The organism is Eudoraea algarum (assembly GCF_050589645.1).
Taxonomy (GTDB): Bacteria; Bacteroidota; Bacteroidia; order Flavobacteriales; family Flavobacteriaceae; genus JBNGOQ01.
Genome location: NZ_JBNGOQ010000001.1, coordinates 667,025 through 692,973 on the forward strand (window position 1 = coordinate 667,025; position 25,949 = coordinate 692,973).

Sequence of the window (25,949 nt, forward strand, 5' to 3'; positions counted from 1 at the left end):
TTATTGTTGTGAAATTAGCCTCTTGTTGTGCCGTGGACAATGACAAATATCATATGGCAAAGCCGTAATTTTTGGGACTTCTATACGTTGAGGAAGCACCATGGGGAATAAGAGCGGGTGTTCGAAACCATGAAATATAAATTTTGATCAAGAACTGGTGGAACCGAATAAATCGGAAAAAATTACCTAACATGACCAATATCATTTTAGGGCCTGGGAAAGGCTATTATATTAGCGTCATTATAAACAACGTTCATTGAGGAAAATCACAAGGCATAATTTTTGGTGTTGCAAGACACCGAGGATTTAGGGTCGGTTTCAAGGATACTTTTAGGCTTTTCAGTTTTTCCATTGTCCTAGCAATAGCACAAGGTGTTTAACTGGCATAGGAGCTTAGCAGTAAACTTGATATCGTCCCGAGGGGCCGGGAGGCTTCGGCGTCCCGGTCTTTTTTTCATATATAAAAGGCTGCCGCTACCCTAAGATAGTGAAAGCCGAAAGTGAGGGTGACGACGCTATTTTTTTTGAAATCCCCTTTTTACATCATTTTAGCAATAAAACGATTTAAAAGAAGGATTGCATTTAAGGACAAGTTGAATTTCTCACCGGAAACAGGAGGCATTGCCTCCTGTTTCTGTTTTAGATCGGGCCATAGGATATGGTCGGCGGTATACAAACAAGGACATGGAAACATCATTATGAAATATTACTACAACACGGTTTTGAGAAACCAAGGCTTCCACGAAACTGTCCAGAAGGTTATAGAAGCCCTAAAGAAAGAAAAGTTTGGGGTGCTTACCACCATTGACCTTAAAGCTACCTTTAAGAAAAAGTTGGAGGTAGACTTTAGAAATTACGTCATTTTGGGAGCTTGCAACCCTCCTTTTGCCTACAAAGCATTGCAGGCAGAGGATAAGATCGGGACACTGCTCCCCTGCAATGTCATTGTTCAGGAAAAAGAAGCTGGTCTTATCGAGGTGTCGGCCGTAAACCCTATGGTTTCCATGCAGGGCGTGGACAATGATTCCTTGGAGGATATTGCCACTGAGGTAGCCGCTAAGCTTCAAAATGTTATAAGCTCTTTATAGGCAGGTCTTCCCTGGCTTACATTTTCACTGCTGATAAATATCAGTTTTCACGCCCTTTGGCTTTTGTACATTTAAAAGGACCTACCTAATACGGTTCTATGGATAAGGAATTATTGAAAGATTTTATACCCTTGGAAACCCAAGCACCGATTTGGGATCGTTTCTTTATGGTTGCTCCTTTGGTCGTTATAGGGACCAAAGAAGGAAAAGGATATGATTTGGCGCCTAAACATATGGCCACCCCCTTGGGACATTCAAATTACTTTGGTTTCGTGTGTACTCCGTCTCATGCCACCTATCACAATGTGAAGAAAACAGGGGAATTTGCCGTAAGTTTTCCATTACCGGACCAAATTACGCTTGCCTCCCTTAGTGCTTCGCCCAGATCGGGTCAGGAAGCCAAATCCAAGGACATTGTACAGGCATTGCCCACGATTAAGACCCCTACTATTGATGCGCTCTTTATTGGAAATTCCTATCTCTATCTGGAGTGTCAGCTGTTTAAGATAATTGATGGATTTGATGCCCATAGTTTTATAACCGGAAAGATAAGTGCTGCATACGTGCATAAAGAATACCAGAAGGTTTCCGATGCTGACGAACAACTGCAAATGTATCAACATCCTTTATTGGCTTATGTGGCCAATGGGCGTTTTGCCAAGCTTTCCGAAACCTTCAATTTCCCTTTTCCAAAGGACTTTAAACGATGACGGGGCGGGTAGAAATTATTGCAGGGGTAAGAAAGTATCTCGAGTTGCATCGAGAAGAGATGCTACATTTTTTAAAACGGCTGGTCGCCTTGGAAACACCTTCCACATCAGTAGACAAACAGCATAGGCTGTTGCATTTCCTGAAGGAAAGATTGGAAAGTATGGGTTATTTGACCCTTCATGTACCTGGTAAGGTTACAGGGGGCTACCTATATGCAAGGCCACGCCTTCGAAATAAGGCCCTGCCCGTTCAACTTGTCGTAGGGCATTGTGATACCGTGTGGCCGATCAATACACTAAAAGAAATGCCCCTATCCGATAAAAACGGAAAACTAAAGGGGCCTGGGGTTTATGACATGAAGGCCGGACTAACCCAATTGATATTTTCAGTGGCGGCGATCAAGGCAATGGCTCTGCCCCTGATGGTAACACCGCTGGTTTTGATCAATTCCGATGAGGAAATAGGGAGCAGGGAGTCTACCTATGCCATACGTCGTTTGGCTAAGATTGCCGATCGTGCATTTGTCTTGGAGCCTCCTTTGGGTTTGGAGGGAAGCTTAAAGACGGCCAGAAAGGGATTGGGACGTTTCATAATCACCGTAAAGGGAAAGGCGGCGCACGCAGGTCTAGACCCTTCCAAGGGTATTAATGCCATAGTGGAACTATCGCATCAAGTGCAAAAATTGTATGCGATGAACGATATAAAAAGAGGAATCACGGTAAATGTTGGCACTATAGAGGGAGGTATTTCCCCCAATGTGGTGGCCCCTGAGAGTCGGGCCGTCATAGACGTCCGGGTACTTACCGAAGCCGACGGGAAATACATTTCAAAAAAAATCAGGGAACTAAAACCGCTGTTCAAAGAGGTTGTATTGGACATCCAGGGAGGTATGGGTCGCCCTCCCATGGAACGTACGACCAGAAACCAAAAATTGTGGGAGCTGGCCAAGCGCGAAGGAAAGGGTCTAGGAATTGAGCTTGACCAGGCTACGGCCGGTGGAGGCTCTGATGCCAATACCACCAGCTTGTTCACCGCAACGCTCGACGGGCTTGGAACACCGGGTGATGGTGCCCATGCAAGCCATGAGTATATCCTTAGTAACAAATTGACGGAAAGAACGGCTTTGTTAACCCTGTTGCTGGCAATGGAACCATTAAATTCAGCACCATGAACCATAAATATATCTTTACCTCCTTGACACGTATTTCGGATCTTCAGGAGAAGGGGTTTACAGTCAAAAAGATACCCAAGGAACAATGGGAAACAGGTGATTATGTCGTTTGTAAAATTGTGAATCCGGGCAGCGATAGCCTAAAATTAGAACTTCCCAATGGGCGAATGCGCGGGGTAATACGGGGGGAATCCTTCGTGGGGGCCTTGGGCGAACGCTTTGCCACTTTGGAAGCTACCGGAACGTGGCGCAAGGTGGAAGACGACCTTAAAATGAGTGTATTGACTGGAGCGGGCCTAGTGGGCAAGCTTACGTCCAAATCCGTATTCCTACCGAAAATGATGAAAGTTGCCTATAGCGGGCATGCATTCAGACAAGCTTCCAAACAGACCATGGAATCCTTTGTGGAACCCGTAGCGGAAACCGCTTTCGCCATTCCCGTAATCCTCTTTGTGGGAACTTCCATGTCTGCGGGAAAGACCACCTCTGCCCGAATCGTGACCAACATGTTGAAACAGGCGGGGTATAAGGTAGTTGGCGCTAAGCTTACAGGGGCGGGCCGTCTCAAGGACATATTGGCCGTTAAGGATGCAGGTGCCGATGTTGTGTTGGATTTTGTGGATGTGGGACTGCCTTCATCCATTTGTCCTAGGGAGACATATAAAAGTAGGTTACGGCAACTTTTAAACAGAATTTCCCGCGCTGAGGCCGATGTGGCCGTTATTGAGATTGGCGCGTCCCCACTTGAGCCTTACAATGGGGATATAGCCATAAATACCATACGTGATCAAATAAAATGTACTATCCTTAGCGCCTCGGATCCCTATGCTGTCTACGGACTCATGAAAGCCTTTGACCTGGTGCCGGATATTGTAACCGGGGTCGCCACCAATACCTTGGCCGGGGTTAGCATGGTAGAAAAACTCTGTAAGGTTAGGGCCCTGAACTTGATCGATCCCACTACACAACCGGTCCTGGAAAAGATTTTAAAAGAAGCTTTGATGCCGATCCGGGATTTGGATTCGGGCGATCCAGAGTAATAAGGTGGGACACCTCAGCACATTGTTAATCAGGGTGCCATAAAAAATGGGACGGGCAAAACCGCATGTAGAAATCCACCCAGTTTTGCCCTATCGAGCCAGCCTCCCCCAAGGGTTAGGCCATTTCTCTATCCTTGCGTCTATTTTCGGCAAGTTTTTCAATCAGGTCAGGGACTTTTTCAAAGGCGGCCGCCAGGCCATGGGTCTTTCCGGCCTCGAGAAAGGAAATTTCATCGGCCTTGGTCACCAAGAAACCGATGGGCTCTATACCAATCCCTGCACCGGCTCCCATGCCTTGTCCCTTACGGGATTTGGCCTCGGTGCCTTCTCCGCCACCAGATCCAAATCCCATACCTACTTTGATTACGGGGACACATTTAAATTCCCCAAGATCAAATTGCTCGCCAACAACAGTTTCTGTTTTGGCCTCGGACTTTATAAAATCCGTAATCTTTGTCAATAATTCTTCAAAATGTAAATCCATAAGATGATTCTTAAAAGTTAATAAACGATTTAATTATACGTATTGGCCTGTTCTGTATATGCAGCGCCATTCTATTCCTTCCTTCAAAGTTGATATGAAACGACCCTATGTGGTAGTCCAGAAATACAAATAAGGGATACAGTTTTGCATTTGAGGTGCAATTCCCGGTGTCCAGATCTACTAATAGGCGCTTCACTTTGAAGGATTTCAACATCCGTAGGCCTTTTCGTAGGCCCAGGCTCTTCTTGCTTTTTCCAACCTTCTTTTTCTTTTGGGTCTTTTTTTTCGGTGCTCGTTTCCACTTTAAGGGATAGAGGTAGAATTTCATGAAGAGAAGCGTCAGTTTTATTCTCAAAAGCTCTTCTTTATGCATCTCCAGGTTTGCCTTGGCCAGACTTCCAAAGCTAAGGTCATAACGTTGGGTGGCCGTGTCCATATAGAAATTTATGGGGGCAAGCAACACGTAAGCCAAAACCAAAAAAAACAGAATGAAAACAACAGTCAGCCACATGTTTTTGTTTTCTGCAAAGGAAGTGAAGTAGGGACCACAACACAATGATATTGGTCATTCTTGAGCAACCTATGGGGCAATATCTTTGGGTAGTTAAACAAATGAATGGGCAAGATATGCGATGGGAAAGGCTGACTATGGAAATTCGGTCAAAGGGGGTGGCTTTTTCTTGAAAATAGCGCCCCGTTTTGGGCCCTGGGTTGCTATCTTGGGAAGCAGGATTCGGTTTTGGGCAGAGGATTTTTCAAACCATTGAAATTCTGATGATTGACGCATAAATAAGGGCCTTGAATGTTTTGATTTCATCTGGAATATTCGTAAATTTAAAAGAATGGTCCTTTCCAAAAAGGAAGCTTTAGGTCTTCTTTTTGCGTTAAAAATGGATAGCCCAACAGGAACAAAGTTGCCCCGATCCGGTTTTTGGCTTTTCTCTTCGATCTTGCGTAAAGTATTGCAGTAATCTAAAATATAAAACTATGAATCCGTTGTTATTATTTGCTATCATCCTTGGCCTGATATTGCTGGCCGGGATACGAATTGTTTTTGAATACAAGAGAGCGCTAAAGTTCCGATTTGGAAAGTACATAAAGACCCTACAACCCGGCTTTAGGTGGATTATACCCATTGTAGAGACCATTCAGATCGTGGACATTCGGGTAATTACCATAAACGTGGTGTCCCAGGAGGTCATGACCGAGGACAATGTACCCTGCAGTATTGACGGGGTAGTGTTTTTTAAGATCAACGATCCGGAAAGGGCCGTACTGGAAGTGGAGGAATATTCATTTGCGATCACACAGCTGTCCCAGGCCGCTTTGCGCGATGTATGCGGTAAGGTAGAATTGGATACCATTTTGTCCAAGCGGGAGGAGATGGGAAATAACATAAAACATATTGTTGAAAAGGAGACCAAGGAATGGGGCATTGAGATCTTGGATGTAAAGATCAAGGATATCCAGTTGCCCGAAAATATGAAAAGAATGATGGCCAATCAGGCCGAGGCGGAACGCTCTAGAAGGGCGCGGATCATTCTGGCAGAAGCGGAAGAACAGGCTGCGGGGAAATTACTGGAGGCAGGATTGCAAATCGATAAGTCGCCTTCGGCCATCAAGCTAAGATTGTATCAGACACTCTCCAATATAGCTGCCGAGAAAAACTCTACCATTCTGTTTCCCTTTCCAGAAGAGGTATTGCCGCGGGACGCCAAAAAAGAGTAGTGTTCGTCCCAGAAAAAAGACTTACAAGCAAATGAATTGCGGATTAGGGCTAGACCTGGGCAAAGAGCACCATATAGTTGTGTCCGTATTTCTTGGCACATTTGGGACAATACGCGTAGTGCACATAATATTTTTCGGCCTTTTCGTGCTTGCCCTCTAAAAAACGTTCCATTTGCCTCATGAATTTTGGAATATCGCTGTAGGCACCATCGAATACCTTCCCTAAAAAAGTACCACTAAGTGCAGCATTTCTTGCCTTGGGAATATCTGCGGTCACGGAAAGATAGATTTCGGACTTAAAGGCATGCGGATCGGTGAACAATAGTAAAACGTCTTCCTTATTTTGCGGTAGTACGTTGGACGATTCCGCAAGTTTCATCAGTTTCTTTATTCGGTTACCTATCATGGGCGACAACGGAATGTGAAAAAATGTGGGCACGGTGGCCTTGAGGAATTTTTTATGGTCCCAATTGAAGGTTTTTTCGTTCCATTTTTCCAAATCAAATACTGGACAACATATTTCTTCTTGCTGTTTCATTAACTATAATTATAGTAAACCGGGCAGTAGGACAACAAACAAAAGGATTTTGATTTGCAACCCCTAGTTTTGGCCCAGTTCCTTTTTTAAAATGTTTTTAAAACGGGTAGCGCTTAAATAATGGTCCTCGATCAATTTTCCGTCATGCAACAGACTAAAAACACCATAACCCGAAGGTGCATTTTTGGCCACTTCAGGAGAATTCAGCTTGGTTATTTTTAGATCGATCTCATAATCATGTGCTACGTGTAAAAGCGCTTCCACCGATTTTTCGTGCCAAGGACATTGATCCGCATAGACCAGATGCCATCCGGTGTACTGCTTTTGTTGAGTGGTCCAATCCAAGAGTTTGGGAGCGGGAACGGCAGTGTCCCAAGTCTTGGCCAACAACTGAAACCTTCCCTTTTGATCTACCTCGTCAAAACCGTTTTTTATGAAGATCAGGTCGCTGGCAATCCATGCGCCCTTGCTCGCCATGACACATACACCTGCCATTTGCCTTTGCTTCGCCTCCTTTTCGCAGGCCTTTATCAACAGAGATCCGTAGCCTTTTTCCCTGTCTTTTTTGGCGTATACGTACATGCAGTGAATAAACATATAGTTTTCTGCCTGTACCGGGCGCCAGGCCTTGGAGGCAGGCACATATTCTATAAAGCCGATCGATTTGCCCCCCGACTCCTTTAGTATTTTCATCCGGAGCCCTTCCCTATATCGTTTCCCAAACCATTTTTCTTTGCTCTTAAATCCCGGATTGGTCAGGTCCTTTACGCAAAAGAGCGTTTCTTCCCGGACGTTTTCGGGTGTTACTTCGATAATGGTGGTGGTATGCATGTTTAGGCTTTTTAAGAGGGTATGTTTATAGGGTGAAACGCCAGGTAGGCAAGGGTTCCTGGCCGACAACAATTGATTTATCCCGGTTTTGTCGCACTTCTGACCTACAATTCCAGTTTACGTATGTCCCAACCCTCGCCCTTGCCTTTGAGGGCCACTAGGTCTTTGGAAAGCATTTTGGCATTTATGCTGGGAAGTTCATACCTCCTTTTGGTAAGCTGTATATTGTAGCGTCTATCAAAGAATTCAACGATTTCCCCGGAAGTGTCCATCAAAACGTCATGGAATTTGTAATCATAGATTTTGAGCTTAAACTCGTTGTTGCCTCGAAAGACCCTGTCAAAGACCACGCCGGTGGTATATCCTTCATTAAAAGGTGCTACGTTCAGGAACTGATGTTCTATAGCAAGCTTACCCTTGGTATCGATGAATCCGTAAAGGGGTATTTCATCCTCCATTTTCATGACTAAACATCTTCCATCCTTGAAGGAGGGATAGGGTATGCCTTTGATTCTGGCCGTGGCGGTTTCCGTGTCCTTATCCCAAACCAGATCTGATCTAAAATCGACTACAAGTTTTCCCGCGGTATCGATAAAGCCCCACTGGCTTCCCTTTCGTACAGCGGCCAATCCTTCACTGAAAGGTGCTATTTCGTCTATGCCCTCAACTGTTTGGGCATTAAGGAAAAATGGAAACACCAAAATTATTGCTAATACTGTCCGAAGTTTTCTCATTTTAGTAAGTTTTAAGTAATTATCATCTACCCGCAAAGGTACTGTGCGGGTCTTGCCTTTAAAATGATAATTGTCAGTCGATTTGGGAATCAAGGGAAGGACAGGAAATAGGTCATGATATTGATCATTGTTTGTACGCCCGTGAGCTTCTAGTTTTATGTCCTAAATTTTTGAACCATGAAACGGATACTCCTTTGGGCCATCATTTTGGTCTTGACCTCCTGCTCCTCGACAAGATTTGTGGATAGTTGGAAAAACAGTGAGGTAAGCGCACTGCAACCCGATAAATTATTGGTGATTGGCATGACAGATAACCTGACCGCACGTAAGATTTTTGAGCAAGAACTTAAAACTGCATTAACTAGACGCAACATCAAGGCCGAAGAAAGCAGTATATTTTTGGACGGATCCTTCACGGAATCCAAAAAAAGTCAGGAAGAAATCAATGCGATGATTGCCGAACTTTCAGCAGATGGTTTTGATGCGGTCATGATCACGGCCGTGAAGGGGGTAGATGAAAACCGAAGTTATACCAGGGGGTATTACACCGTACGCTATAATTGGCAGCGCTTTGGGCGTTACTACTTCAGGTACCAGGACGTATATTACCACCCGGGCTATTATGACGATTATAAGGTATACCATGTAGAGACTTCCCTATACGATATCAAGGCCGATGAAAACAAATCTTTGGTGTGGGTGGGATCTTTTGACATCGTTAATCCTCGGAACATTACCTCAACCGTCGATGATTATGTAGAAAAAATCATCCAACAATTGGAACAAGAGGGATTGATAGATGCTCTCTAAAAAGGTAGGTGTAGAAAAATTACCTTAGAGGTGAAGGAAGATAAGGTTTCATTTCTTAATACCTGATGGTCGAATAGATCATGCGCTTAAGATCTTTTGGGAGTCCGTCCCGAATATCTTGCATTTCTCCCGGAGAGACATATTTTCCAAGGTAGGTAAAGGTAGCGTTGATATAGGTTTCAGCAACCTCATCGCTGTATTCAAAATCGTTTACCGCGGCTGCACCATCGTGATGGCGTACCAGGTCGATAAAGTCGGCCATACGTTTTACCCTGGGCCTCTTTTTGTTAATTCTCCATCCGTTCACGTATACCGCTTTGAGGAACATAGGCAGTTGGGCAATAAACTGTAGGGATTCCTCCGTAGAGATAATATCCCGTAGTGCATGCAGCACAGAGGACAGTATTCTTCCTGCCTTTTCCCTATTGTCGCCAAAATCCATTTCCTTGGTGTATGCCTTTAGAAAAGTGTTTCCTTCCGTCGCATATTGATTGAAGTTAAGTGCCATAAGGTTATTTTTTTGATGAGAAATAAAGATGGTCAATTAAAAGCATGCCGGAAATGATATTAGTCATTTTTGGTACTGAAGCACTGTCCTAATTTTGGAAGGAACAACAAAAAAAAGGTGGTATGACCATAGAAATTCAATATGTACGAATGTTATCCAGTGAATCGCTCAGCAATAGGGTTACCGAAAAGTTGATGAAATTGTCCAAAAAATATCCTTGGATCATTAGGACCCAGGTGTTTTTTAAGCTCGAGAACGACCCCGCCGATCTGGGAAAAATATGTGAAATGGAATTGAGTGTTCCCGGGCCCAGGATTTTTGCCCGGTCCAAGGAGAACAACTTTGAAAAGGCGTCGGCCGAGACGCTTAAAGATCTGGAAAGGCAGCTGAGAAAACGGAAGGAAGTTTTTAAGGGATATTAAAGGTATCCGAAAATTAAAAGAAACATGAAACTATTGGTACCGGTAGATTTTTCCGAACATTCGGCCTATGCCCTGGAGGTCGCCGCTACACTTGCCCGATTGCAGGATGGCGAAATTGTGGTGCTCCATATGATGGGGCTTTCACAGGCTGTATTGACCAAGGACGAGTCGCAGGAGTACGAGGAGGCACACTATTATATGAAATTGGCCAAGAAAAAGTTCGCGGCCTTTTTGGATCGGGAATATCTCCGCGGCATTAGGGTCACCCAACTGGTTCAAAACTACAAGATCTTCAGTGAGATCAATACGGTGGCCAAAGAACAGGGAACAGACCTTATTGTCATGGGCTCCCATGGAATCAGTGGCCTTAGTGATGTATTTGTAGGTTCCAATACGGAAAAGGTGGTGAGGAGCTCGGAACTTCCCGTATTGGTCATCAAAGAGCGCATGCCCAATTTTACCTTCAATAAAATGGTCATGGCCTGGCACTATAAGGATGAAAGCGTAGCTACCTACCGGAAGGCCAGGGATTTCGCCGATGCCTTTGGTGCCCAACTGCATATGGTCTATATCAACTTACCAGGGTATCATTTCCTGAGCACTAGGGAAATAGAAGAAAAAACCTCCCGTTTTATGCAGAACACGGGAATAAACAGGGAAGTTGTCATTTATGACGATTACAGTGTAGAGCAGGGCCTGCTACATTATGCCGAAAAAATGGATGCCGATATCATTGCGATAGCAACGCATGGGCGCAAAGGCCTGGCCCATTTTCTGATCGGCAGTATCGGGGAGGATATTGCCAACCATTCCAAGAGACCTGTGGTGACCTTTAAAATGTAATGCACCTTCCATGGAAATGGTTGAATATTATGGACTTCACCATCGGCACTTTCCAAGGACACAAAGTTATCGTTACCTGACTTTTGTCATGTTTTAAGAGCCAAGGGCCGTTTAATTTTGACAGCAAAGCGAAAAGCTTATGAGTTCATCCTTAGTGCAGAAATACAACGTACCTGGGCCACGGTATACCAGTTATCCCACCGTACCATATTGGGACAGGGAGGTCTTTTCTGGAAGGAGATGGAAAGAAACGGTGAAACGCAGCTTTGGGGAAAGCAATGAAAGAGAGGGTATAAGCCTGTACATACACCTACCTTTCTGCGAAAGTATGTGCACTTTTTGCGGATGTCATAAACGGATTACCAAACGCCACAATGTTGAGGTTCCCTATATACGGGCCGTACTCAAGGAATGGCGGCTGTACTGTAATCTTTTCGAAGCGCGGCCCAAGATCAAGGAGCTCCATTTAGGGGGCGGAACCCCAACCTTTTTTTCACCAGAAAACTTAAAGCTCCTGATGCATGGTATCACAAGGCATGCTACCTTGGCCGATGACCATCAGTTTGGTTTTGAAGGACATCCGAACAACACCACCCGTGAGCATTTGAAAGTACTTTACGAACTTGGGTTCAGAAGGGTAAGTTTTGGGGTACAGGACTACGATGAAAAGGTACAAAGGGCCATTCACAGAATACAACCTTTTGAGGCCGTGAAAAACGTGACCGATGCGGCTCGGGAAATCGGATACACTTCCATAGGGCACGATATTATTTTTGGATTGCCACTACAACAGTTGGAACATATAAAAGCGACCATTGAGAAAACCAAACAACTGAGACCGGATCGCCTGGCTTTCTATAGCTATGCCCACGTACCCTGGCTCAAAGGCAACGGACAACGGGGATTCAAAGAAACCGATTTGCCCAGTGCCGTGGAAAAACGTGAACAGTATGAAACAGGAAAGGACCTACTGGCGCAGGCCGGATACCGTGAAATAGGGATGGACCACTTTGCCCTGGAAACCGACGGGCTGTACCTATCCATGGAAGAAGGAAGACTTCATAGAAACTTCATGGGCTATACCGAATCAAAAACGCAGCTCATGGTCGGACTTGGCGCTTCCGCAATCAGCGATAGTTGGTATGGTTTTGCCCAAAACGTTAAAGGTATCGAGGAGTATCAAAATTTGTTGGAGAACGATGTTATTCCGGTTTATAGGGGCCATATTCTCAGTGAAGAGGATATAAAAATCCGAAAACATATTCTTAATCTTATGTGCAAGTTTTACACCTCCTGGGACCATTCGGAACTGTGGTTCGAAGGCCTGCAAGAGGTACTCCCAAAGCTGAAGGAAATGGAGCAGGACGGACTTTTAAAAATAGATTCGGACAGCATTACCATTTCTGAAAAGGGAAGACCTTTTGTCCGTAATGTATGTATGGCGTTTGACCTGTATCTACAGCACAACAAACCGGAGACCAAACTATTTTCAATGACTGTTTAACCCCATCAATTCAAAAAGATACACCATGAAAAAAATAATAGTACCCCTAGATTTCTCAGAACAATCGGAATACGCCCTAAAGGTGGCCGCTTCTCTGGCCAAAAAATACGATTCGGAGGTTTTTGCGCTCCATATGCTGGAGCTTTCCAGTACCCTGATATCCTCCTCCGAAGGTTTCCAACAAGAACAGATGATGTTTCTTTTGAAACTGGCGGAACAACGATTCAACAAATTCTTGGACAAGCCCTACTTAAAAGGGGTACGCCTTACGCCGGTCATTAAACATTACAAGGTGTTCGCCGAGTTGAACGATATTGCGGAAAAACACGATGCGGATTTGGTCGTCATGGGTTCGCACGGTATAGACGGACTCAAAGAGATTTTCGTGGGCTCAAACGCGGAAAAAGTTGTACGGAATGCCAATATTCCGGTTTTGGTGGTGAAAGACGACATTGACGATTTTAAGATTGAACGTTTTGTATTTGCATGCGATTTTAAGGAGGAAAGCCTTATCGCCTTTCAGAAAGCCAAGGCTTTTGCAGATAAACTTTCGGCAAAATTAAACCTGATCTTTGTGAATACCCCGGGCGATAATTTTCTCAGTACGGCAGATAGCTATAAGCGCATATCCCATTTCATGGATATGGCCGGAGAAGGCTTGGAAGTGGAAATCTACAACGATTACAGCGTGGAAAAGGGCATCCTGAACTATAGCGAGAATGCTGGGGCAGACTTGATCGGGATACCTACCCATGGGCGCAAGGGACTTTCCCACTTTTTTATGGGAAGCATTGGCGAGGATATCGCCAACCATGCCAAAATCCCGGTGATAACCTTTAAAATTTGAATTTAGTTGGTTAATTATGTAGTTGAAGCAAGGGGGGACCATTTATGGCTCCCCTTGTTTGTTGGTGATAGCTAGTTAATGGTTGACGGTGAACAGTTGGCAGTGCGCAGTGCTCGGTTCAGCCTTCTTAAATCGTAATTTCAAACAGCGTCTGCGGACGGAAGAGTCATAAAACCACGTCAGTAAACAGTGAACAATAAGCAATGAACAATAAACAACTATCAATGGGCAATATTCGGTGAGTGGTTGATGGATATTGGTTTTCGGTTGGCAGTCGGCCGTTGTCGCCGGTACTGCTAATTTCTGACCTCCAAATCACCACACATCGCTATTCCCTCTTCCCTGAAGCCTAGCGAAAAATCCACATCAGTTCGAGTGATCTGGATGAGGTCCCGGTTTGGCACGCGGTTGAAGATCGTATCGAGAACCGTGGGCAGTGAACAATGAACAATGAACAATGAACAATTAACAATAAACAATTATCAATGGGCAATATTCGGTGAGTGGTCGACGGTGTTAAATGTGCTGTTCAACATTCGTAATTCAACATGCGCAATTCAACATTCGTAATTCCAAATAGGCACCTCGCTTTGTTAACGGAAGGGTAGGATGCCAATCGCTATTGCCTGTTCGCTCATAGTGTGGTAGTCGAACTATAAGTACGGATGGATTATCTGTCAAGCAAAGGGCAAATAAGACCTTCCGGCCTTGATATCAGCGGAAAGCTCTCCCAAGGTTTTGTTTTCCAGACCGTTGAGAAATACTAGCCGCGACGGCGCCATCAGTCCATGCAGGGGGCAAGGTCGTTTTTCGTTACAATTTTTAATGCTCAACAAACAGGTTTTTAGTTTATCGACCCCATCAATGACGTCCACAATGGCAATCAGGGACTGGTTTCGGTCCGCATCGCTCAAATAAAATCCGCCTTTGGGCCCCCTAGTGGAGGAGATGATGTTTCTTCTGGAAAGCTCCTGCAACAATTTCGCCAGATACGCCTGCGGAACGTTGATGGATTTGCTAATGTCCTTTGCCATGATCTTATGGTCTTCGTCAGAGTAAAGTGCCAGGTACAGCACTGCTTTTATGGCGTATTTGGAAGATATGGAAAACATGATATGCTATTGGAATTACAAATACAAAGAATAAAAGATATTATTGTCTTAAATATGACATTTGTCATTTTATTCGTTGCCTTCCAAACCTACATTTGACCCGAATCTTTAAAATAACCAGGAATGAATACAGGGATTAAATTAGTGCTAACGTTGATTGTTTTAGGCCTAGTTGGCTGTGGGGGAAAAGAAAAGAAACAGGAAAGCTTTACCATCCAAAAAACAAAAACTGAAAAGACCGAAACGTCTACAGCCGAGACCAATACGGATAAGGTTCCTCCATCAAAAAGAGTGGATCTTACCAACAAAGGTGTGGGTGCGATTACCGAATTGGTGCTGCCAGCGGAAATCGATGACGATCTGGTCGCCAAGGGTGCCGAGCTGTTTAAGGTCAACTGCACAGCCTGCCATCGACCTCACAAAAAATTTATTGGACCCGCTCCGGAAAAGATTCTTGAGCGCCGAACCCCGGAATGGATCATGAACATGATCCTGGACCCGGAAAGAATGGTAAAGGAAGATCCTTTGGCCAAGGAATTGTTGATAGAACACAACGGATCTCCTATGGCCAATCAAAGTCTGAACGAAGAAGAGGCACGGGCCATCCTGGAATATTTTAGAACCTTAAAATAATGGAACAGAACTAAATACCATATAATTATGAAAACAATTGCCAACTCACTTATGGTAGCGTTATCCATCTTGTTGGTTCTGAGCTGTAAGACAGACAAGAAGCAAATGGATACCACTACGGACACGGAATCAACGGTGATCGAAAACACCAAAAAACAAGGACAGGCCTTCATCACTGACGATGAATCGCGTCCCAACGTACTCAACATTGCCATTGGATCTGAGGACCATACCACTTTGGTAGCCGCAGTACAAGCCGCCGAATTGGAAAATGCCCTGGTAAATGCCGGACCCTTAATGGTCTTTGCGCCGACCAATGCAGCTTTTGACGCGCTGCCCGAAGGTACCGTGGAGAACCTGCTAAAACCAGAAAACAAAGCCGCTTTGGCCAACATCCTAAAATACCACGTAACCCCTGGGAACTATTCCAAGGACTTTCTGAAAAAGTTTAAAAAATTGGGGCAATCCAACGGGGTAGATGTTGCTGTTACCGTTGATGGGGACGAAGTCTATATAGGCGAGGCCAGAATTGTGGCCAGCGTACCCGCCGGAAACGGTATTGTACATGTCATAGATAAAGTATTGCTACCACCATCCGAATAAACACTAAAATTTGATATCATGAGAAATAGGATTAAAACTACTTTTATTGCTTCCCTGGTCGTACTTCTGGCGGCAAGTTGCAACAATGCCGGCAAGTCGGCAGACAGTGGGGCCCTGGCTTCCAACGTCGCCGAAAAGGTATATGTGGCCCCTGGGGAACACGATGAATTCTACGCCTTTGTTTCTGGAGGATTCAGCGGACAGCTAGCCGTGTACGGTCTGCCCTCGGGCCGTTTGTTCAAGGTCATACCTGTGTTTTCACAGGATGCGGAGAAAGCTTGGGGATACAATGAGGAGACCAAGCCCATGCTCAACACCTCACATGGATTTATCCCTTGGGACGATTCGCACCATCCGGACATTTCACAGACCAATGGCGAATTGGACGGACGTTGGGTGTTCATCAACGGGAACAATACCCCGCGTATTGCAAAAATTGATCTGACCACCTTTGAAACGACCGAAATTATTGAAATCCCCAACAGCGCGGGGAACCACAGCTCCTCCTTCGTTACCGAGAATACGGAATATGTGGTGGCCGGAACACGCTTTTCGGTACCCATTCCACAGCAAGATATGTCCATTAAGGAATATAAGGGAAATTTCAAAGGCTCGCTGTCCTTTGTCAGTGTGGACCCAGAGGAAGGGCATATGGACGTGGCCTTTCAAATTTTGATGCCAGGCTTCGATTATGATTTGGCACACCCGGGGAGGGGTGCTTCCCATGGATGGATGTTCTTCTCTACCTATAATTCGGAGGAGTCCCATACCTTAATGGAGGTCAATGCCTCCCAAAACGACAAGGATTTCATCGCTGCCGTCAACTGGAAAAAGGCCGAAGAATATATCAAGGAAGGAAAATTCAAAACCATGCCTGCCAATTACGCGCACAATGTATATGACGAGTCTACCCATATGGCCACTTCTACCATGAAAAAGGAAGTACGGATACTCGATGCCTCGGAACTGCCCGGATTGGTCTATTTACTTCCCACACCTAAATCACCACATGGTTGTGATGTAGACCCCACAGGGGAGTATATCGTGGGAAATGGAAAACTGTCGGCCGATTTAACGGTACACTCATTTAGCAAGATGATCCAAGCCATTGAAGGCGAAAAGTTCGATGGTGAGGCCTATGGCATCCCTATTTTGAAGTTCGAGGATGTACTGGCCGGAACGGTATCACAAGCCGGTCTTGGGCCCCTGCATACCGAATTTGACGGCAAGGGCAACGGCTATACCACCTTCTTCATTTCCTCCGAAGTGGTAAAATGGAAAGTAGGGACCTGGGAGGTCATTGATAGGAAACCCACCTATTATTCCGTGGGGCATTTGATGATTCCCGGTGGAAACTCGAGAAAACCATTCGGCAAATATGTATTGGCCATGAACAAAATTACCAAGGACCGCTATCTTCCCACCGGACCAGAGGTAACCCAATCTGCCCAGCTTTACGATATTTCCGGGGAGAAAATGGAATTGCTGTTGGACTTCCCAACAGTAGGAGAGCCGCATTATGCCGCTGGTATTCCTGCCGATATCATAAAGGCAAACTCCAAAAAGATCTTTAAGCTCGAGGAGAACAAGCACCCCTATGGAGTTCAGTCCGACGCCGGTGTGCGAATCGAAAGGAACGGAAATGAAGTACGTATATATATGACCATGATACGCAGTCATTTTAACCCTGACAATATAGAGGGTATTAAAGTGGGTGATAAGGTGTATTTCCACGTCACCAATTTGGAGCAGGATTATGATGTGCCTCATGGTATAAGTATAATAGGCGCCAACACCTCCGAATTATTGATCATGCCCGGACAAACGGAAACCTTTGTGTGGGAACCGAAACAAGTAGGGGTATGGCCCTTCTATTGCACGGATTTCTGCTCAGCGCTGCACCAAGAAATGCAAGGTTATGTTAGGGTGTCACCGGCTTCATCCGATACTCCCCTTACATGGTCCTTGGGTGAAGATTAGATTAACTTTGACTATGTGTTTTCGAGGGAGCCTTGTTAGTGGGGTTCCCTCATGAACGGCGGGAGGAATCCCCTCCCGCCTTTACGAACCCTTTAATTGTTACACATGAAAAAATCACGGATTTTAATGCTGTGTGGAGCTTTATTGCCCCTATTCCTGTTCGTGTTTCCCCTTTGGAACATTACCTTGGAAGCTCCGCAATATCCTATTCCATTGGGCATGGACATTTATATCAATGACTTTGCGGATGCCAATCCGCACGATATAAAGAACATTAACTTAATGAACCACTACGTGGGAATGAAGTACATTCCCGATGCCATACCGGAATTCAAGATATTTCCCGCCGGAATAATCATCACCTCCATTATAGGGCTAATTCTTGCCTTTAAAGGGCGCTATAAATGGTTTTTGGGATGGTTCATTTTCATGGTGCTCCTGAGCAGTGCCGGCCTATACGATTTTTACCTCTGGGAGCACGATTACGGACACAATCTGGATCCCAAGGCCATCATGAAATTCACCAACCCGGATGGTTCGGTCATGGGCTTTCAGCCCCCATTGTTCGGCTCCAAGGACATTTTAAATTTTAAAGCCCATTCCTATCCGCAGTTGGGGGCCTATTTCCTAGGCTTGGGGATGTTATGTCAGCTGGCGGCCTACTTTGTCGGAAAGCGGGAAGCAAAACCCATAAATGCGAAATAAGATGCAAGGTAAAGGAAAGGCACTGTTGGTTTTTTTGATTCCATTACTCCTGTTTTTGTCGGCCTGCGTACCACAGCCGGAGAAGATAGCGTACGGAACCGACGGATGCCATTTTTGTAGTATGACGATTGTTGACAAGATCCATGGAGCGGAAATCGTTACCGAAAAAGGCAAGGTGTTCAAGTTCGATGCCGTAGAATGTATGATAAATCAGCTCAAGGAGACCGATACCGCCACGATATCCCTATTTCTGGTCAATCATTACGAAAGGCCGGAAGCGTTCATAGACGCCACCAAGGCCAGCTTCCTGATCAGCGAAAACCTGCCTAGTCCCATGGGTGCTTTTTTAACAGCCTTTGAAGATAGGGCCGAAGGGGAACGGATCAAGGCCAAGGAAGGCGGGCAGCTATATACCTGGAAAGAAATTCTATCAAAACTAAATAGTAAGCATGTACCAGACCTCCCATAAAATTGATGAATTGGAATGCTCCAATTTGAAAGTGGAAAAACTCTTTTTCAATGCCCCAACCGAAGTTTTGGCAATTAGCTTGGAAGAAGGAAAGGAGTTCCCAGAGCATAGCTCACCGCGCGATGCCTTCCTTGTAATGTTGGAGGGCCAGGTCTTGTTTTACATAAATGATCGGGAATACCCATTACGAAAACATCAAACATTCAACTTCCCGGCCGAAAAACTACATGCTGTAAAGGCCATAGAAAATGCCAAATTTTTGATCATTAGATAAACCCCTGGAAGGATGAACTCTGCCAAACTTCTTTTACTCACTGCATATCTTCTGACCGGACTAACCGTATCGGCCAGGACCATAACGGTTTGTAATAGTTGTGAGATAAGGACGATAAAGGAAGGCATTGCCCTAGCCTCGGATTTTGACACCTTGTTGATTAAAAAGGGTACGTACAACGAATACGATATCCTGATAGATAAACCGCTGACACTCTTAGGGGAAGGATATCCTAAAATAGATGGGCAAAGAAAGGGGGAGATCATTAGGGTAACCGCCGATAACGTCACCTTGGACGGACTGTTCCTCGTTAATGTGGGAACAAGCTATACCAGGGATTACGCCGCGGTACGGATTGTAAAGAGCAAAAACTTTCTGATCAAAAATTTGGTGCTCGAAAAATTGTTCTTTGGGATATATCTGGAAAAGTCTAGCCATGGCCAAGTGTTGTACAATAGGATCATTGGTGATGCGGTCAATGAGCACAGTTCGGGCAATGGCATTCAACTTTGGTATTCGCAAAATGTAGTTATTGAGGACAACTACATTACCCATGTCAGGGATGGTATCTATTTGGAATTTGCCAACAATTGCAGCATAAAACGCAACACCAGTACCAACAACCTTCGGTATGGGCTGCATTTTATGTTTTCCAATGACGATCTCTATGAGGAAAACGTCTTTGAAAACAATGGGGCAGGGGTGGCTGTAATGTTCTCCAAGCGCATCAAGATGCTCAACAACACCTTTAAGAAAAATTGGGGTACGGCCTCCTACGGCCTTCTGCTAAAGGAGATAAACGACGCAGAGATTGTGGGGAACAACTTTGAAAAGAATACCATCGGTATAAGCATTGAGGGGTCTAATCGGGTCACCTACAGAAAAAATGACTTCAACAACAACGGTTGGGCCATTAAGGTCCGAGGCGCCTGTTACACCAACAATTTTATAAAAAATAATTTCCTGCACAATTCTTTTGATGTTTCGTATAACAGCAAGATCAACGATAACCAGTTTGATCAGAATTACTGGAGTAAATACACGGGGTACGACTTGGACAAGGACGGTATTGGGGACGTGCCCTATCGTCCTGTAAAACTTTTTTCCTATGTAGTAAACCGTACCCCGGAAACCATTATCTTGATGCGAAGCCTCTTTATTGATATTATAGATTTTTCCGAGAAGGTATCCCCGGTCTTTACACCCGATAACTTGTTGGACCCCCATCCCCTAATGAAACGGAACCGATGATAGCGATCAAAGATTTACACAAACGTTTTGGTAAAAACCAGGTCCTTAAAGGAATTGACCTGGATATTGGCAAGGGGGGTATTTTTGCGGTCCTTGGCCCCAATGGCTCTGGCAAGACCACCTTGATCAAATGCATCCTTGGAATGGTGATTCCCAATAGCGGGGATATCTTGGTAGACAATAGCGCTGTAAGGAATAACTGGAAGTATAGACGTCAAATCGATTATTTGCCACAGATAGCCAACTTTCCGGGCAATCTGACCGTGGCCGAACTTATTCGGATGATCAAAAATTTAAGAGGTCAACAGGGCAATGATGCACCTCTTGTAGAGGCCTTTCATTTGGAGCCTTTTCTGGACAAAAGATTGGGGAACCTTTCCGGGGGAACCAAGCAAAAGGTCAACTTGGTATTGGCCTTTATGTTCAACAGTCCCCTTATCATCCTCGATGAGCCAACGGCAGGCCTGGACCCTGTGGCCATGTTGTATTTAAAGGAGCTTATACACAAGGAAAGGGAGAAGGGAAAGACCATTCTGATTACTTCGCATATCATGGGTTTTGTGGAAGAGGTGGCCGAAGAGATCGTCTTCCTTCTGGAGGGGCGCGTATACTTTAAGGGAAATATCGCTGCCCTGATGGAAAAGACCCAACAAAATGATTTTCAACATGCCATTGCAACCCTGTTAAAAGAAAACAATGCTTAAAATTTTAAAATACAGTTTTTACGACCTCGTGCGGAGCCGCTGGAGTTACGTCTACCTCCTGTTCTATCTCTTGCTGGGCATTGTTCTCTTATTCCTGAATAACGACCTCTCCAAAGCCGTCATTACCCTGATGAATGTCATTATTGTATTGGTACCCCTGATCGGCACCATATTCGGGGTTATGTACTACTATAGCTCCAAGGAGTTTACCGAACTTCTTTTGGCCCAGCCCATACGAAGATCGTCCATTTTTTTAGGGCAGTATTTGGGCGTCGCCCTGTCGCTCTCCATGAGCCTGATTATCGGTTTGGGACTTCCCTTTATTTTTTATGGACTCCTGAGGTCCGATGCTATTTGGGACTTTTCATTGCTCTTGGTCACAGGTATTTTTCTGACCCTTATCTTCACCGCTTTGGCTTTTAACATTGCGCTGTACCACGAAAATAAGATCAAAGGATTCAGTTATGCCATTTTGCTCTGGTTGTTTATGGCCGTCATCTATGATGGGCTTTTCCTAATGTCGCTCATTATTTTTGAAGCCTATCCTTTGGATACCTTTTCCCTAGGAGCAACCATGTTGAACCCCATTGACCTGTCTCGCATCCTTATTCTGTTAAAGCTCGATATCTCTGCCCTTTTGGGGTATACCGGGGCGGTATTCCAAAAGTTTTTTGGAACGGCCTGGGGTCTGGTATTATCGTTCTCGGCACTTGCGATTTGGTTTCTACTGCCTACCTATAATATTTACCGAAAGTCCAAAAGAAAGGATTTTTAGAAGGCTACCCCTGCCGGTGTTCAAAAATTTTCATGTACAACATGGTGGACATTTTTTGGGCCCTGTTCTTTGCGATCCAGGCAACTTCCCCCTCAAAAAGTGAATCAATGGTCTGGTACCATAGGTTAAGCCACAATCCAAAATGTTCGGGAGTAATGGTCTGGTTCACTTTATCATCCACTTCCTGATGGGCAGCCACAGGATTGCCCGTGTATTTTCGCTTTAGGAACAGTTGCGACTCCCAGAAATCGGTCAGGAGTTCCAAGTGCTGCTCCCAATCCGCAATAATACGATTAAAGATGGGCCCCAAAAGGTCATGTGCCCTAATATCGGTATAGAACGTGCGTACTAAAAGGGAAACATCTTCTCGGTCTTTTATGTCTGTTTTTGATGGCAAGAGAATAGCTTTTATGGGAACGAAGGTAATTAATTATGGCATTCCAGATCGGAGGAGACCAGTTCAACAACAGGTTTGGGGGAGATATAGGGAATTCCCAGTCCCAACCCCCTTAGGACAAATAAGGCGCCTATGATAATGACAAAGACGGGAATCAGTTTTTGAATTTTTCTTTTCGCGGCATGTTTTAGCATGCCACTAAAATAAATGGCAGCGGTCATCAAAGGTACGGTACCAAGGCCAAACAACGCCATATATAGTGCTCCCTCTGCAGGATTTCCCATGGCCACTGCCCCGAAAAGTGCCATATAGACCAAACCGCACGGAAGAAATCCGTTGAGAAAACCTATGGTCAAAAAGGTATCGGCCGTTTTCTTTTGAAGCTGGGTGCCCAGTTTACTTTTAACACGGGAAATTACCCCATAGATGGGTTTGGACAAACTGTGTTTGCGGGCAATGGAATAGGGCAGGAGCACTACTAAGATCATGATGATCCCAATGATGAGCGACAATTTTTGTTGCAGTCCAAAGACATACAGTCCTTTCCCCAAAAAACCAAAGACCAGGCCCATAAGCGCATAGGCAGAGGCCCTGCCAAAATGGTAACTAAAAATTTGTGTGAATTTCCTAAGACCATTGGTCCGATCTACCGGCAACAAAAGGGCAATGGGCCCACACATGCCCACGCAGTGCAAACTTCCCAGCAAACCTAATACCAATGCGGATACCAACATCTCAATAACGTATACTTTCTTTGTGCAAATAGTCCTTTCCCTGATACTGCCAACTAATTTTGATGTCCCAGCGACCATCCAACAAGCGTTTGTCAGGTATGAGCAAATGTGAATTGGACAGACTTATGGGTAAGTCAAAATCCAAGTGCTTATTGGACGGTCTGTAAAGGGACACCATGCCATTGGGCCGTTGCGCTTCCATTTCTTTGGGAAACGCGATTAAAAGCCCTTCGGATGTCTTGTTTATCCTGATTTGTTCCGAGAGGGCCTTGGCATTCTTCTCGGCGTCTATTTCTTTCTGATAGGCCAGTTCTGCCTTGTAATACCCTTCCGTGACCAAATCGTGGTTGACCCTATCATCGGTGCTCATCCGTACAACAAAAAACAGGATGAAGCCTATAAAGGCTATAAATGCAATAACAATTCCTGTACCCCAATTTAGTTTCATATTGTTTTTTTAAGTGTGTCACTTATAACTTCTAGGAGCCAAAAAGGCGGCCGTGGTAGTCTCTATGAGTTGGTCACCACTGTACACGCCTATTCTTAACTTGTCCTTATCCCCATTAAGTGCGGCGTTGTTGATCTCTATAAACAAGGTCCCCTCGGCCAGTTCCTCGGCCAGGACCGTAAAGTGCTCATGCGTTACCAAACTGATGGTTCCGGGATGTGAGAGCAGTTCAAAACTCACATCGGCTACGTCCTTGGTCGTTTTGTTCACCAGCTTATAGGTATACACATTGCTGATGATGTTTCCCGCTTTTCGCTCGTACAACTGACCCGGTAAACGTAGAATATTGGCCTCGAGATCGTTCCGTAAAAAGAGCATGCCCACAAGCACCCCGATCAGAATGGTCAATACGGCCGTATATCCCTTTAATCGAGGGGTGAAGGTAAATTTCGCCTTTTTTTCAATATTGTCCTCACTGGCATAACGGATGAGGCCCTTGGGAAGGTTTACCTTTTCCATAATGGCATCGCACTCGTCAATACAGGCGGTGCAGTTAACACATTCCAACTGTGTTCCATTGCGGATGTCTATGCCCGTGGGGCATACGTTTACACATTGGAAACAGTCGATACAGTCACCATGGCCCAAGGCTTCCCGATCTTCGTTTTTTCGAAATTTCTTTCTTCCGCTTTCCCCTTCGCCTCGTTTGTGGTCGTAGGCTACCACCACCGATTTATTGTCCAGCAGTACGCCCTGCATCCTTCCGTAGGGACAGGCAATAATACATACTTGCTCCCTGAACCAAGCAAATACAAAATAGAAAACGGCCGTAAAAATGAGCAAGGATACCAGCGTGCTTATATGCTGCAGAGGGCCGTCCGTGATATAACGGATCAGCCTGTCGCTTCCGATCAGGTAGGCCAGGAAGACATTGGCGATAATAAAGGAAATCACAAAGAAAACGCTCCATTTAAGGACGCGCTTCCGTATTTTTTCACCGTTCCAAGCTTGCCGGTCCAAACGGATCTGGGCCCCGCGATCACCATCGATCCAATACTCTATCCTTCGGAACACCATTTCCATAAAAATGGTCTGTGGGCACATCCAACCGCAAAAGATGCGACCAAAGGCCACGGTAAACAAGGCCACAAAAATGACCCCCGATATCATGGAAATTACAAAAAGATGAAAATCCTGTGGCCAGAACGGGAGCCCAAAAATGTTGAAACGGCGCTCCAGGACATTGAACATCAAAAATTGATGGCCATTGACCTTTATAAAGGGGGAGGCGAACAGGAACAGCAAGAGCGCATAACTGACCCATTTGCGGTACTCATAAAAACGGCCACTGGGTTTTTTGGGAAATATCCATGCCCGTTTTCCCTCTTCATTGATCGTACCTATGGAATCCCTAAAGTTTTCGTCCATTGCCATTACCTAAGTTCAATTATAAACCCTTATTGGTTGAGGGCTACTGTGGTGGAATCGGTTTCCTGCTCGGGAACCTCTTCCGCTGGCGGTGTTTCCGTTGGCGCGTTTTCGTCTACCCAGATGTCTCCTTCCGGAGCCTTTGGATCAGCAGCCGTGGTCCCTTGAAAGGTCAATAGATAACTGGCCACTTGCGCCATTTCCGCTGGCTTAAGTGTTTGTTTCCAAGATACCATCCCCTTGCCGTCGCGACCACCTTCGGAAATGGTATTGAAGACATTTTTGATGCCCCCGCCCAGAATCCAATATTGGTCGGTCAGGTTGGGACCAATGCCCCCCCCGCCGTCGGCCATATGGCACACCACGCATTTTTCCGTAAAGATTTTCTTCCCGGCCGCAATATCCGAAGCATCCGTCAACACTTCCACAGTGTTGGCATCCACTAGGTCTTTTGCAGTCTTTTTGTACTCTTCGATCGCCAATTGGGCCGCTGCTACCTCACGGTCGTATTCCAGATCCTGGTCATAATCGTTGAAGATATGGAACCGGACCAGGTACACCACACCAAAAATGATGGTGATATAGAACATATAGACCCACCAGGGCGGCAGTTTGTTGTCCAATTCGCGAATACCGTCATAGTTGTGGTCCAGGATAATTTCGCCTTCCTGCTCAAGAGGTTTGGAGCCCAAAAGCTTTTGGTACATTCTTTTGCCCCAGCTCCATTCCCAGCCTTTCGCTTTGGAGGCCAAATAGCGTTCCTTGGCCTCGTCCGAAAGCGTTTGGAACATAACGTTTTCAATGGATTTTAAGATCAGCTCTATGGCGATCAGTATCATTAGTACCAGAAACAGGAAAAGTTGGGTAATGGGGTATTCAATAATTGCCGGTTTTTCGCCGGAGTCTATGAAGTACTCCATAAGCGCAAATACGACAAAGAAAATTAGGGGGATACGTATCCACCAAGGTGACATATTTTTCATAACGTTTCTGGTTTATTTTGGTTATTCTCCTCTAACGGAAGGTTGCTTACCTCCTTTATATATGCCTTGCTTGCGGTAAAGACCCACCAGAAAAGCAATGCGAAAAAGACAAAAAAGATCAATAAGGATATCATGGGATAGGTGGCAATGCCCTCTATACTCTCCATATGATTTTTAACAAATTTTAGCATGAC

Annotated in this window: 32 protein-coding genes; 19 read left to right on the plus strand and 13 right to left on the minus strand. The window is 45.1% G+C overall.

The genetic code is table 11. The annotated features are described in order from the left end of the window. Positions 1–698 precede the first annotated feature (698 nt). From ACRD67_RS03050 to ACRD67_RS03065, 4 genes are all read left to right on the plus strand, one after another. Positions 699–1,088: a DUF302 domain-containing protein gene (locus ACRD67_RS03050; RefSeq protein ID WP_430966178.1), complete on the plus strand. Its 390-nt coding sequence runs from the start codon at positions 699–701 to the stop codon at positions 1,086–1,088. A gap of 98 nt (positions 1,089–1,186) precedes the next feature. Next, a complete protein-coding gene (locus tag ACRD67_RS03055) occupies positions 1,187–1,798 on the plus strand; it encodes a flavin reductase (protein ID WP_430965563.1) in 612 nt (203 codons plus the stop codon). Next, positions 1,795–2,970 carry a M20 family metallopeptidase gene (locus ACRD67_RS03060; protein WP_430965564.1) on the plus strand — a complete coding sequence of 392 codons (1,176 nt, stop codon included), beginning with the start codon at positions 1,795–1,797 and terminating at the stop codon, positions 2,968–2,970. Before ACRD67_RS03055 ends, ACRD67_RS03060 begins: the two co-directional genes overlap by 4 nt. Further along, on the plus strand, positions 2,967–4,010 hold the full coding sequence (locus ACRD67_RS03065; RefSeq protein ID WP_430965565.1) for a hypothetical protein: 1,044 nt from the start codon (positions 2,967–2,969) through the stop codon (positions 4,008–4,010). The genes ACRD67_RS03060 and ACRD67_RS03065 overlap by 4 nt, the downstream gene beginning before the upstream one ends. A gap of 115 nt (positions 4,011–4,125) precedes the next feature. Here the strand turns inward: ACRD67_RS03065 and ACRD67_RS03070 are convergent, their stop codons facing one another. Both ACRD67_RS03070 and ACRD67_RS03075 read right to left on the minus strand, forming a co-directional pair. Next, on the minus strand, positions 4,126–4,494 hold the full coding sequence (locus ACRD67_RS03070; protein WP_430965566.1) for a GerW family sporulation protein: 369 nt from the start codon (positions 4,492–4,494) through the stop codon (positions 4,126–4,128). Between the two features lie 10 nt (positions 4,495–4,504). After that, positions 4,505–4,930 (minus strand): hypothetical protein, encoded by a 426-nt coding sequence (locus ACRD67_RS03075; protein ID WP_430965567.1) that lies wholly within the window; start codon positions 4,928–4,930, stop codon positions 4,505–4,507. Positions 4,931–5,481: 551 nt separating this feature from the next. Here ACRD67_RS03075 and ACRD67_RS03080 point away from each other — a divergent pair. After that, positions 5,482–6,222, plus strand: a complete 741-nt coding sequence (locus tag ACRD67_RS03080) for a slipin family protein (RefSeq protein WP_430965568.1) — start codon at positions 5,482–5,484, stop codon at positions 6,220–6,222. Positions 6,223–6,271: 49 nt separating this feature from the next. On the opposite strand, the gene ACRD67_RS03085 is transcribed toward ACRD67_RS03080, so the two are convergent. The 3 genes from ACRD67_RS03085 to ACRD67_RS03095 all read right to left on the minus strand — a co-directional run bounded on the left by ACRD67_RS03085 (position 6,272) and on the right by ACRD67_RS03095 (position 8,325). After that, positions 6,272–6,760: a hydrolase gene (locus ACRD67_RS03085; protein WP_430965569.1), complete on the minus strand. Its 489-nt coding sequence runs from the start codon at positions 6,758–6,760 to the stop codon at positions 6,272–6,274. Between the two features lie 63 nt (positions 6,761–6,823). Further along, a complete protein-coding gene (locus tag ACRD67_RS03090) occupies positions 6,824–7,591 on the minus strand; it encodes a GNAT family N-acetyltransferase (protein WP_430965570.1) in 768 nt (255 codons plus the stop codon). Positions 7,592–7,695: 104 nt separating this feature from the next. Next, complete coding sequence (locus ACRD67_RS03095) at positions 7,696–8,325, minus strand: WG repeat-containing protein (RefSeq protein ID WP_430965571.1); 630 nt, start codon at positions 8,323–8,325, stop codon at positions 7,696–7,698. 177 nt (positions 8,326–8,502) lie between these two features. Between ACRD67_RS03095 and ACRD67_RS03100 the strand changes: the two genes are divergently transcribed. Further along, a complete protein-coding gene (locus ACRD67_RS03100; RefSeq protein WP_430965572.1) occupies positions 8,503–9,135 on the plus strand; it encodes a hypothetical protein in 633 nt (210 codons plus the stop codon). 55 nt (positions 9,136–9,190) lie between these two features. On the opposite strand, the gene ACRD67_RS03105 is transcribed toward ACRD67_RS03100, so the two are convergent. After that, positions 9,191–9,643 (minus strand): DUF2267 domain-containing protein, encoded by a 453-nt coding sequence (locus tag ACRD67_RS03105; RefSeq protein ID WP_430965573.1) that lies wholly within the window; start codon positions 9,641–9,643, stop codon positions 9,191–9,193. A gap of 122 nt (positions 9,644–9,765) precedes the next feature. Here ACRD67_RS03105 and ACRD67_RS03110 point away from each other — a divergent pair, with 122 nt between their 5' ends. From ACRD67_RS03110 to ACRD67_RS03125, 4 genes are all read left to right on the plus strand, one after another. Next, on the plus strand, positions 9,766–10,065 hold the full coding sequence (locus tag ACRD67_RS03110; protein ID WP_430965574.1) for an HPF/RaiA family ribosome-associated protein: 300 nt from the start codon (positions 9,766–9,768) through the stop codon (positions 10,063–10,065). A 24-nt stretch (positions 10,066–10,089) separates the two neighbouring features. Beyond that, the gene (locus ACRD67_RS03115) at positions 10,090–10,908 is read left to right on the plus strand and encodes a universal stress protein (protein ID WP_430965575.1); all 819 of its coding nucleotides are present in this window, start codon (positions 10,090–10,092) and stop codon (positions 10,906–10,908) included. Positions 10,909–11,047: 139 nt separating this feature from the next. Continuing rightward, the gene (gene hemN, locus ACRD67_RS03120) at positions 11,048–12,412 is read left to right on the plus strand and encodes an oxygen-independent coproporphyrinogen III oxidase (protein ID WP_430965576.1); all 1,365 of its coding nucleotides are present in this window, start codon (positions 11,048–11,050) and stop codon (positions 12,410–12,412) included. Between the two features lie 25 nt (positions 12,413–12,437). Then, positions 12,438–13,259: a universal stress protein gene (locus tag ACRD67_RS03125; RefSeq protein ID WP_430965577.1), complete on the plus strand. Its 822-nt coding sequence runs from the start codon at positions 12,438–12,440 to the stop codon at positions 13,257–13,259. 677 nt (positions 13,260–13,936) lie between these two features. Here the strand turns inward: ACRD67_RS03125 and ACRD67_RS03130 are convergent. Next, positions 13,937–14,371, minus strand: coding sequence for an RrF2 family transcriptional regulator (locus ACRD67_RS03130; RefSeq protein ID WP_430965578.1), 435 nt, complete (start codon positions 14,369–14,371; stop codon positions 13,937–13,939). Between the two features lie 123 nt (positions 14,372–14,494). On the opposite strand from ACRD67_RS03130, the gene ACRD67_RS03135 reads away from it, so the two are divergent. The 9 genes from ACRD67_RS03135 (at position 14,495) to ACRD67_RS03175 (ending at position 21,765) form a co-directional block, all read left to right on the plus strand. After that, positions 14,495–15,004, plus strand: coding sequence for a c-type cytochrome (locus ACRD67_RS03135; RefSeq protein WP_430965579.1), 510 nt, complete (start codon positions 14,495–14,497; stop codon positions 15,002–15,004). 27 nt (positions 15,005–15,031) lie between these two features. Then, positions 15,032–15,607 (plus strand): fasciclin domain-containing protein, encoded by a 576-nt coding sequence (locus ACRD67_RS03140; protein WP_430965580.1) that lies wholly within the window; start codon positions 15,032–15,034, stop codon positions 15,605–15,607. Between the two features lie 18 nt (positions 15,608–15,625). Continuing rightward, the gene (gene nosZ / locus ACRD67_RS03145; protein ID WP_430965581.1) at positions 15,626–17,587 is read left to right on the plus strand and encodes a Sec-dependent nitrous-oxide reductase; all 1,962 of its coding nucleotides are present in this window, start codon (positions 15,626–15,628) and stop codon (positions 17,585–17,587) included. Between the two features lie 105 nt (positions 17,588–17,692). Then, on the plus strand, positions 17,693–18,292 hold the full coding sequence (locus tag ACRD67_RS03150; RefSeq protein ID WP_430965582.1) for a hypothetical protein: 600 nt from the start codon (positions 17,693–17,695) through the stop codon (positions 18,290–18,292). Beyond that, positions 18,282–18,761 carry a nitrous oxide reductase accessory protein NosL gene (locus ACRD67_RS03155; RefSeq protein ID WP_430965583.1) on the plus strand — a complete coding sequence of 160 codons (480 nt, stop codon included), beginning with the start codon at positions 18,282–18,284 and terminating at the stop codon, positions 18,759–18,761. The genes ACRD67_RS03150 and ACRD67_RS03155 overlap by 11 nt, the downstream gene beginning before the upstream one ends. Next, positions 18,742–19,035, plus strand: coding sequence for a cupin domain-containing protein (locus ACRD67_RS03160; protein WP_430965584.1), 294 nt, complete (start codon positions 18,742–18,744; stop codon positions 19,033–19,035). The genes ACRD67_RS03155 and ACRD67_RS03160 overlap by 20 nt, the downstream gene beginning before the upstream one ends. A 12-nt stretch (positions 19,036–19,047) precedes the next feature. Continuing rightward, positions 19,048–20,286 (plus strand): nitrous oxide reductase family maturation protein NosD, encoded by a 1,239-nt coding sequence (locus ACRD67_RS03165; RefSeq protein WP_430965585.1) that lies wholly within the window; start codon positions 19,048–19,050, stop codon positions 20,284–20,286. Further along, positions 20,283–20,990, plus strand: coding sequence for an ABC transporter ATP-binding protein (locus tag ACRD67_RS03170; RefSeq protein WP_430965586.1), 708 nt, complete (start codon positions 20,283–20,285; stop codon positions 20,988–20,990). Before ACRD67_RS03165 ends, ACRD67_RS03170 begins: the two co-directional genes overlap by 4 nt. Beyond that, positions 20,983–21,765 (plus strand): ABC transporter permease, encoded by a 783-nt coding sequence (locus ACRD67_RS03175; protein ID WP_430965587.1) that lies wholly within the window; start codon positions 20,983–20,985, stop codon positions 21,763–21,765. The genes ACRD67_RS03170 and ACRD67_RS03175 overlap by 8 nt, the downstream gene beginning before the upstream one ends. A 4-nt stretch (positions 21,766–21,769) precedes the next feature. Here the strand turns inward: ACRD67_RS03175 and ACRD67_RS03180 are convergent, their stop codons facing one another. From ACRD67_RS03180 to ACRD67_RS03205, 6 genes are read right to left on the minus strand one after another with little or no spacing between them, the layout of a single operon-like run. Beyond that, positions 21,770–22,162 (minus strand): group III truncated hemoglobin, encoded by a 393-nt coding sequence (locus tag ACRD67_RS03180; protein WP_430965588.1) that lies wholly within the window; start codon positions 22,160–22,162, stop codon positions 21,770–21,772. Positions 22,163–22,191: 29 nt separating this feature from the next. Further along, positions 22,192–22,896, minus strand: coding sequence for a sulfite exporter TauE/SafE family protein (locus ACRD67_RS03185; protein ID WP_430965589.1), 705 nt, complete (start codon positions 22,894–22,896; stop codon positions 22,192–22,194). 1 nt (position 22,897) lies between these two features. Next, entirely contained in the window at positions 22,898–23,344 is a 447-nt protein-coding gene (locus ACRD67_RS03190; RefSeq protein ID WP_430965590.1) for a FixH family protein, read from the minus strand. Positions 23,345–23,362: 18 nt separating this feature from the next. Further along, the gene (gene ccoG / locus ACRD67_RS03195; protein WP_430965591.1) at positions 23,363–24,778 is read right to left on the minus strand and encodes a cytochrome c oxidase accessory protein CcoG; all 1,416 of its coding nucleotides are present in this window, start codon (positions 24,776–24,778) and stop codon (positions 23,363–23,365) included. Positions 24,779–24,801: 23 nt separating this feature from the next. Beyond that, the gene (locus ACRD67_RS03200) at positions 24,802–25,755 is read right to left on the minus strand and encodes a cbb3-type cytochrome c oxidase N-terminal domain-containing protein (protein WP_430965592.1); all 954 of its coding nucleotides are present in this window, start codon (positions 25,753–25,755) and stop codon (positions 24,802–24,804) included. After that, positions 25,752–25,946, minus strand: coding sequence for a CcoQ/FixQ family Cbb3-type cytochrome c oxidase assembly chaperone (locus ACRD67_RS03205; RefSeq protein ID WP_430965593.1), 195 nt, complete (start codon positions 25,944–25,946; stop codon positions 25,752–25,754). Before ACRD67_RS03205 ends, ACRD67_RS03200 begins: the two co-directional genes overlap by 4 nt. Positions 25,947–25,949: the final 3 nt, after the last annotated feature.

Coding starts and splice junctions, on each gene's coding strand:
- ACRD67_RS03050 (WP_430966178.1), top strand. CDS start 699: ATGAAATATTACTACAACACGGTTTTGAGAAACCAAGGCTTCCACGAA.
- ACRD67_RS03055 (WP_430965563.1), top strand. CDS start 1,187: ATGGATAAGGAATTATTGAAAGATTTTATACCCTTGGAAACCCAAGCA.
- ACRD67_RS03060 (WP_430965564.1), top strand. CDS start 1,795: ATGACGGGGCGGGTAGAAATTATTGCAGGGGTAAGAAAGTATCTCGAG.
- ACRD67_RS03065 (WP_430965565.1), top strand. CDS start 2,967: ATGAACCATAAATATATCTTTACCTCCTTGACACGTATTTCGGATCTT.
- ACRD67_RS03070 (WP_430965566.1), bottom strand. CDS start 4,494: ATGGATTTACATTTTGAAGAATTATTGACAAAGATTACGGATTTTATA.
- ACRD67_RS03075 (WP_430965567.1), bottom strand. CDS start 4,930: ATGGACACGGCCACCCAACGTTATGACCTTAGCTTTGGAAGTCTGGCC.
- ACRD67_RS03080 (WP_430965568.1), top strand. CDS start 5,482: ATGAATCCGTTGTTATTATTTGCTATCATCCTTGGCCTGATATTGCTG.
- ACRD67_RS03085 (WP_430965569.1), bottom strand. CDS start 6,760: ATGAAACAGCAAGAAGAAATATGTTGTCCAGTATTTGATTTGGAAAAA.
- ACRD67_RS03090 (WP_430965570.1), bottom strand. CDS start 7,591: ATGCATACCACCACCATTATCGAAGTAACACCCGAAAACGTCCGGGAA.
- ACRD67_RS03095 (WP_430965571.1), bottom strand. CDS start 8,325: ATGAGAAAACTTCGGACAGTATTAGCAATAATTTTGGTGTTTCCATTT.
- ACRD67_RS03100 (WP_430965572.1), top strand. CDS start 8,503: ATGAAACGGATACTCCTTTGGGCCATCATTTTGGTCTTGACCTCCTGC.
- ACRD67_RS03105 (WP_430965573.1), bottom strand. CDS start 9,643: ATGGCACTTAACTTCAATCAATATGCGACGGAAGGAAACACTTTTCTA.
- ACRD67_RS03110 (WP_430965574.1), top strand. CDS start 9,766: ATGACCATAGAAATTCAATATGTACGAATGTTATCCAGTGAATCGCTC.
- ACRD67_RS03115 (WP_430965575.1), top strand. CDS start 10,090: ATGAAACTATTGGTACCGGTAGATTTTTCCGAACATTCGGCCTATGCC.
- hemN (WP_430965576.1), top strand. CDS start 11,048: ATGAGTTCATCCTTAGTGCAGAAATACAACGTACCTGGGCCACGGTAT.
- ACRD67_RS03125 (WP_430965577.1), top strand. CDS start 12,438: ATGAAAAAAATAATAGTACCCCTAGATTTCTCAGAACAATCGGAATAC.
- ACRD67_RS03130 (WP_430965578.1), bottom strand. CDS start 14,371: ATGTTTTCCATATCTTCCAAATACGCCATAAAAGCAGTGCTGTACCTG.
- ACRD67_RS03135 (WP_430965579.1), top strand. CDS start 14,495: ATGAATACAGGGATTAAATTAGTGCTAACGTTGATTGTTTTAGGCCTA.
- ACRD67_RS03140 (WP_430965580.1), top strand. CDS start 15,032: ATGAAAACAATTGCCAACTCACTTATGGTAGCGTTATCCATCTTGTTG.
- nosZ (WP_430965581.1), top strand. CDS start 15,626: ATGAGAAATAGGATTAAAACTACTTTTATTGCTTCCCTGGTCGTACTT.
- ACRD67_RS03150 (WP_430965582.1), top strand. CDS start 17,693: ATGAAAAAATCACGGATTTTAATGCTGTGTGGAGCTTTATTGCCCCTA.
- ACRD67_RS03155 (WP_430965583.1), top strand. CDS start 18,282: ATGCGAAATAAGATGCAAGGTAAAGGAAAGGCACTGTTGGTTTTTTTG.
- ACRD67_RS03160 (WP_430965584.1), top strand. CDS start 18,742: ATGTACCAGACCTCCCATAAAATTGATGAATTGGAATGCTCCAATTTG.
- ACRD67_RS03165 (WP_430965585.1), top strand. CDS start 19,048: ATGAACTCTGCCAAACTTCTTTTACTCACTGCATATCTTCTGACCGGA.
- ACRD67_RS03170 (WP_430965586.1), top strand. CDS start 20,283: ATGATAGCGATCAAAGATTTACACAAACGTTTTGGTAAAAACCAGGTC.
- ACRD67_RS03175 (WP_430965587.1), top strand. CDS start 20,983: ATGCTTAAAATTTTAAAATACAGTTTTTACGACCTCGTGCGGAGCCGC.
- ACRD67_RS03185 (WP_430965589.1), bottom strand. CDS start 22,896: ATGTTGGTATCCGCATTGGTATTAGGTTTGCTGGGAAGTTTGCACTGC.
- ACRD67_RS03190 (WP_430965590.1), bottom strand. CDS start 23,344: ATGAAACTAAATTGGGGTACAGGAATTGTTATTGCATTTATAGCCTTT.
- ccoG (WP_430965591.1), bottom strand. CDS start 24,778: ATGGCAATGGACGAAAACTTTAGGGATTCCATAGGTACGATCAATGAA.
- ACRD67_RS03200 (WP_430965592.1), bottom strand. CDS start 25,755: ATGAAAAATATGTCACCTTGGTGGATACGTATCCCCCTAATTTTCTTT.
- ACRD67_RS03205 (WP_430965593.1), bottom strand. CDS start 25,946: ATGCTAAAATTTGTTAAAAATCATATGGAGAGTATAGAGGGCATTGCC.